Genomic DNA, 6,017 nt, shown 5'->3' with positions numbered 1-6,017 from the left:
TTAATTTGATTAAATTAGTTTAAATTAAATATTTTTAATTAATTTTGCTGTCCTAATTATTGGACGGCTTTTGTTGTTGTAAAAAAATAAATAAAATTATTTATAAATTATAAAAACTTAAAAAAAACTTTAAATTATTGAAATTATTAATGTTATAATATAGGTAATAAGAAAAAGATTTTTTTTAAAAGAAACAACATTTTGAAAAAAACTCAGTAATTGCCTACAAAAATCCCTTAAGAATTTTTTAAAAAATTCAATATAAAATTAGCATCAAACCCCTCTTTAACTTCAAAAACTGAATAAATATTAGAAATCAATACTGGTTTATTATAAATATTATAAGCAATTTATTTATGTTTTAAGAAATCTCTGTTGTTCATAACAATATTGTTGGGATATGCTATTCTATAATTTTTAATGTTTTTTTAAATTGTTTGTTATTATCTCTTAAAATCAAACCTTTTTTTACAATCTAGACTACAAATATAATAAGGGAAGCTATCTTTATTTGTTTTTGTTATTTCTTGTATTATATCTTTAATTGCTGTTTCTTTTCTTTCTTTAGAATTTTCGAAAAATAATTCAATCTCTTTTTCTATTTGTTGTATTTTTTGAGATAAATTATTTTTTTTAGTTTCTAATAATTCTATTTCTCTTTTGAAAATCGCAATATTTTTTATATTTACCTCTTTGTTTTCTTGTAAGTGATTTGAACAATATAAGTTTGTGGTTAAAACATAATTATTTTTTCTAATTTGCTCTATATTTGCTCTATATTTGCTATTGACATTTTGTCATTTTTTTATTTTTTGACACCATTTCCATTATATCTTTAATATTTTTTTTGCCTAATTGTCTTAGAGAAATACCACTTTTAATTCTTTCATGCATTTATGATGCATCAATAAAACGAATTTGATGTTTTTGATTTTCTACACATTTTTGTATAATTAAAATATAAGTAATGGTTGTTTCAGATACATAAGGGAAAATATTTAGGGGTAATTGTATAATTGTATCAATATATTGATTTTCTACTAAAAATTTTCTAAATTCTATTACTCTGGGTGTAGAAGCGCATAAAACTCCAGATGGTAAAATAACACCTAAAGTGCCATCTTCTTCTAAGAGATGTAACATATGCATTAGAAAAGCTAGTTCTCCTCTTTTTTTAGGAATTGATTTGCCTTTTAAATAAAATCTGTCGCAATTTTCTTTATTTTTTTCTTTATTATCGGTATACCATGGAGTGCCAAAAGGAGTATTAGCGATGATAATGTTGTATTTTTATTCTAAATGGCTTTGATGTGGGAATAATAAAGTATCCCCATTTTCAATCTTTAAATTATAATAAGGTATATCATTTTTGTATTTTTGACCGCTAAAATATTTATTATTATTTATATGATTTATAATTTTTAAAAGTAAAGATCCTCTACCACAACAAGGATCATATATTTTTGTAATATTTTTATTTTTTGTTTTATGACAAATGATTTGTGATAAAAGTTCAGAAACAGAGGGTGGTGTAAAAAATTCTCCAGATTTTTGTTTTTTAGTAATGTTATCGCTAACAAATGTTTCAATTAAATACATATAAATTTCACCCATTGCATCTTCACAAAATTCATTACCTGAAAAAATATTGTCGATGCCTGTAATAGGGTTTTTAATTTTGTATTTTTTTCTTCCTCGTTGCCTAATTTGGATTTTTCGGTTAAATCAAAATTTTCAAATAATCCTTTAAAACAATGTGACTCAATAGATTTTAAAACTTTATCTATTGCAACAAAACTAAAATTATCTTGATTAATAGAATTATTTAAATTAGCCCATAAATACTGAGGTTAAATGTGAAATCCACAAAAACCTTTTATATTGTTTTTAAATCTTGATTGTTCATTCGAATCCCATTTATCCCATGCTTGTTTATATTTCTCCAAGGATCCCAATATTGTAGTTTTACAAATATTTTTTTCAAATTTTATAGATAAATAACGGAAACTTAAAAGAGGTAAAATATAATCTTTAAAAATAGTTGTATCCACAGAATTTCTTAAAGTGTTATTAATCAAATTCCATAATTTTTGTTTACAAATTTGAACATTTTGATTTTTGTCATTTTTCATATTATAATTTTCCTTAATTTTGTCATTTTTGGATATCGTTATAATTACTACACCAATCTTTAATAAAATTATAAATTTCATCTCTTAATTTAAATGTATAAAGATAAGGCAAAACTTCGCTCTTTTGCCCTTTATTTTTATCCATATATTCTTTTATTTGGTTTTCATTTTTGCTGATATGTTCTCTTAGAATAAAATCTTTAAAACCCAGATCATTTTTTTTATAATCAAAATAAGCATTAATTAATTTTTCCAAATATTTACTATTTTCAAAACAAAATTCTTTGCTTTTTACCTCTATTTCTCTTTTGCTTTCTTGTTCTTTAATTAAATCTTTAACAAAATTCTTCCACAAATTAGATAAAATATTTCTTATAGCCCCCCTTGTTGAGCATTTTGTGTTATTGTAGAAAAAATTTTATCATCTTCAATTTTATTTAAAAAAAATTCTTGCTGTTCTTTAGTCACATCATTATTATTTTCGTCCAAAATATTTTTTATTTCTTTATTAAAATTTTCTAATTCTTTTTCTTTATTAAAATTTTTGTTTTGTTGTGATGAAATGCTTTTATGTATTTTTTGTTCAGTTTTTTCAAATGATGATATTAATTTGTTTATATAATCTAAATTAATAAATGCGCTACCAACGTGTTTTATTTCATCTTTTGGATTCGACGTGTTTTGTGATGTTCCTGATTTAATTTTATCTCTTTTGTTTTTATAATCTAAGAACTCTTCCTTGTATATTTCATTTTTAAAATATTTTTCTTCAAACTCTGTTTTTATCCTAATAATATTTCTTATTTTAGAATATTTATCAAAAATATCTATGAATTTTTTTCTTTTTCTGTATAACCCATAATATTTTTTTCAATATATTTTACATTAGGAGCTAATTTTCTTATTTGTTTTAAGTAATCTTTATATTCTAGTTTTAATTCTTCATAACTTTTTTTCTTTTTGATTGTGTGTTCTGGATCAAATAAACCCATTGCTTCATTAAATAATAAAGCTTGGTCGTTGTCCTTTTTCTTCGTTTGAAAACAATAAATATTACCATATTTTTTGCTTTTATCATGTTTTCTAATTGTTCTAGAAAATGCTTGGATTAAATTATGGTATTTCAACTCTTTGTCTAAGTATAAGGTATTTAATAGAGGAGAATCAAAACCAGTTAAAAACATGTTGACTACCAAAAGTAAATCTATTTTTTTGATTTTTATTATCAGTTTTCATTTTTTCTAATATTTGTTCATGATATCTTTTTTCATTAACAAAAGGCGTTTCATCATCTACAAATTGATTTTTTGTTTTTTTGCTAAAATTTTTATAAAAATCACTTTTTATTGATTTAAAAGCCTCCCTTTTATCGTCATTTTTTTCATTTTCAGAGTTAAAATGTTCAGAACAAATAGCTGCTATTTTTAAATCATGTTCATTTTCCTTGTTTTTAAATATGTTATAATATTCTATTAAATCATCAATATCAGAAACAGCAAATAAGGCATTATATTTTTTATTTTGTGTTAAATCATGATAAGAATTTAGAATCTTTTTTACTACTTCTTCTTTACAAGTTAAATTTTTTTTTGTTTTTCTATAATATTCCACATTATAATCAATAACAAATTTATCTTTTAGAGCATTGGAAAAACGATATTCATGTATACATTTATTAAAAAGTTCTTTTGTTGTTTTAGCATTTTTACTAAGTTTATTTTTTTCGAAAATAGGCGTCCCTGTAAACCTAAACAAATAAGATCCATAAAAATATTTAATCATATTTTCATGCATTTCTCCTTGTTGCGATCTATGGCATTCATCTATGATAAAAAACATTTTTTCATTTTTATATTTGTTTATTAATGAATGTATTTTTTTTAAAGTCGTTACAATTATTTTTCCACTAGCATTGTTTTTATTTTGCATTATTTCTTTAAGATTTTCTGCCTTTAATATTTATTGAGTTGAATCTTTTTCAAAACTATTAAATTCTTGAAGAGTTTGCAAATCTAGTTCTATGCGGTCAACTATAAAAAAACAATAATATTTTTTTGAGTTTCATTAATGGATATAAATTTTTTCAAATAACGACAAAGTAAAAAAGCAGTTAAAGTTTTACCTGAACCTGTGGTATGCCAAATATGACTATTTTTTTAATGTTATTTGTAACATTTAAAGGACTTTCTTGAGTTATTTCTTTTTTGTGAATTCAACAATTTTTTTTATAGCGTGAAATTGATGAGGTTTAGCAACCATTAATTTTTGATTTTTTTCATGATGCACCAAAAAGAAAAATAGAAACAATGATAAATGGCAATGATAAATGGCAACGTTGTAAAAATTCTGGAATAAATTCCATGATTTCATTTCTTTTATTATTGTTTTCATCACTCCATTCAAAACGGAATTTATTTAATTTCTTGCTTTTTCCTGCGTCTTGATTTGAAAAATATTGAGTATCGGTTCCATTTGAAATTATAAAAAGTTCTATACATTTAAACAAACCTTGTTGTTTTAATTTAGGGAAATAGTCTTCTACTTGTTTAAAAGCTTTGTCAAGCCCTTTATCCAAACTTCTCTTTTTTAATTCTATTAATACCAGCGGTATGCCATTAATTAATATTACTATAACTATATCATACTCAGCTGATTTTGACTCGTTTTTATATTAATTTTGAGCAGGAACGTTTTGTGCTACTTGAAAAATATTTTTACACCAATTTTCTTTATTAAAAAAATTAAAATAAAAATAGTCTTTTTTGTCTTTTTTTGGAATTTTTATTTCTTTTCTTAAATATTTATAAATGTCGATAACATCCATTTTTTCATTGGTAAGCAATTCACTATTAATTGTAGAAAACCAGTATTTATTCAGCTCCTCCTTCCCCTTCTCTTGAAAAGAAGTGTCAGGACCATACCTACTGTTATATTCTATAAATTTTCTTTTAAAATTATCCTCTAATTTTTCTTGTGTTTTGATGCTAACTTCTGCATAACCCATTTTTTTAATTTGTTAATAATGCTTTTTCTTAATATCGCCTCTTCCTTTTTATTTTTTTGTTTTTTATTATTTAAACACATATTTGTTAATTCTCCACTCTCATTAACTATTTTAGAAAATATTTAAAATGAAAAAAAATAATTAGATAATTTGTCTTTTGTATATTAGGTCTTTGATTTATATTTAATATTTAAACGTCGCTTGATAAACGTTATTAACTATATTTTATCAAAAAACAACAACAACAATATAATTCGTTATTTTAACCACTTTTTATTTCTTTTTGGCTTTTATTTTTTCTTTATGGGTGGGAATTAATTTTATTTTAAAAAGATTATAAATTATTATTTTGATATTTTTTGGGTTATAATAAAGTCATAAGCAATTTAGTTTATTTTAGATTATTATTTATTATGTTAATTATTTTATTTATAGACAAATAGCTTTTATAATTTTAATCAGTTATCGAGTATATTGTTTTTAGCAAAACCAAAGAAATAGAAAAAATATATACTCAAAATGGTGAAAAATATTTTGTTCAAAACAATGGAGATATAGAAAATAAAAATGGCGACAAAGTATTTTTCAGAAAATGCGAGACAATAGAAAAAATAAACCGCAAAAATGGGCAAATAGAATTTTATAAAAAGAATGGCAAAATGAATAAAAAAGAATTGAAAGATGGAACTCTTATTTATTATGACGCAAAGGGAAAAAAATACAAAAATAATAAATGTAAAGTTAATTCAATCTAATCGTATTCTAACCATAGAATAGATCAATATTTTTAATTACAATAAACAAATAATTCATTTGCAAATTTGCAAAATAAACTTCTATTTTCATCTAATAATATGTTATAATATTTAGGAGATTTTTTT

General features: G+C 22.4%; 6 protein-coding genes and 2 pseudogenes. All 8 read right to left on the bottom strand.

What is annotated here, in order from left to right:
- Positions 1 to 894 precede the first annotated feature (894 nt).
- Positions 895 to 1,614, bottom strand: a pseudogene (locus OYV_RS05365) (HsdM family class I SAM-dependent methyltransferase).
- Between the two features lie 236 nt (positions 1,615 to 1,850).
- On the bottom strand, positions 1,851 to 2,132 hold the full coding sequence (locus tag OYV_RS02895) for a type I restriction-modification system subunit M N-terminal domain-containing protein (RefSeq protein WP_042068195.1): 282 nt from the start codon (positions 2,130 to 2,132) through the stop codon (positions 1,851 to 1,853).
- A 22-nt stretch (positions 2,133 to 2,154) separates the two neighbouring features.
- Entirely contained in the window at positions 2,155 to 2,487 is a 333-nt protein-coding gene (locus OYV_RS02890; RefSeq protein ID WP_042068193.1) for a hypothetical protein, read from the bottom strand.
- A 17-nt stretch (positions 2,488 to 2,504) separates the two neighbouring features.
- Positions 2,505 to 2,918 carry a type I restriction endonuclease subunit R, EcoR124 family gene (locus tag OYV_RS04675; protein ID WP_236620272.1) on the bottom strand — a complete coding sequence of 138 codons (414 nt, stop codon included), beginning with the start codon at positions 2,916 to 2,918 and terminating at the stop codon, positions 2,505 to 2,507.
- Between the two features lie 41 nt (positions 2,919 to 2,959).
- Complete coding sequence (locus tag OYV_RS02885; protein ID WP_152550837.1) at positions 2,960 to 3,328, bottom strand: type I restriction enzyme subunit R domain-containing protein; 369 nt, start codon at positions 3,326 to 3,328, stop codon at positions 2,960 to 2,962.
- Complete coding sequence (locus tag OYV_RS02880) at positions 3,297 to 4,091, bottom strand: DEAD/DEAH box helicase family protein (protein ID WP_269077290.1); 795 nt, start codon at positions 4,089 to 4,091, stop codon at positions 3,297 to 3,299. The genes OYV_RS02885 and OYV_RS02880 overlap by 32 nt, the downstream gene beginning before the upstream one ends.
- 71 nt (positions 4,092 to 4,162) lie before the next feature.
- Entirely contained in the window at positions 4,163 to 4,276 is a 114-nt protein-coding gene (locus OYV_RS05650) for a DEAD/DEAH box helicase family protein (RefSeq protein ID WP_152550838.1), read from the bottom strand.
- Between the two features lie 131 nt (positions 4,277 to 4,407).
- Positions 4,408 to 5,136 (bottom strand): annotated as a pseudogene (locus OYV_RS05645) (type I restriction endonuclease).
- Positions 5,137 to 6,017: the final 881 nt, after the last annotated feature.

The sequence above is a fragment of the 'Chrysanthemum coronarium' phytoplasma genome (assembly GCF_000744065.1).
GTDB lineage: Bacteria > Bacillota_I > Bacilli_A > Acholeplasmatales > Acholeplasmataceae > Phytoplasma > Phytoplasma asteris.
The sequence above is the reverse complement of the archived record's forward strand: the minus strand, read 5'-3'. Positions and strand labels throughout refer to the sequence as shown.

What these genes read in the sequence shown, in the direction of transcription:
- OYV_RS02895 (WP_042068195.1), bottom strand. Translation starts at nt 2,132, where the DNA reads ATGAAAAATGACAAAAATCAAAATGTTCAAATTTGTAAACAAAAATTA.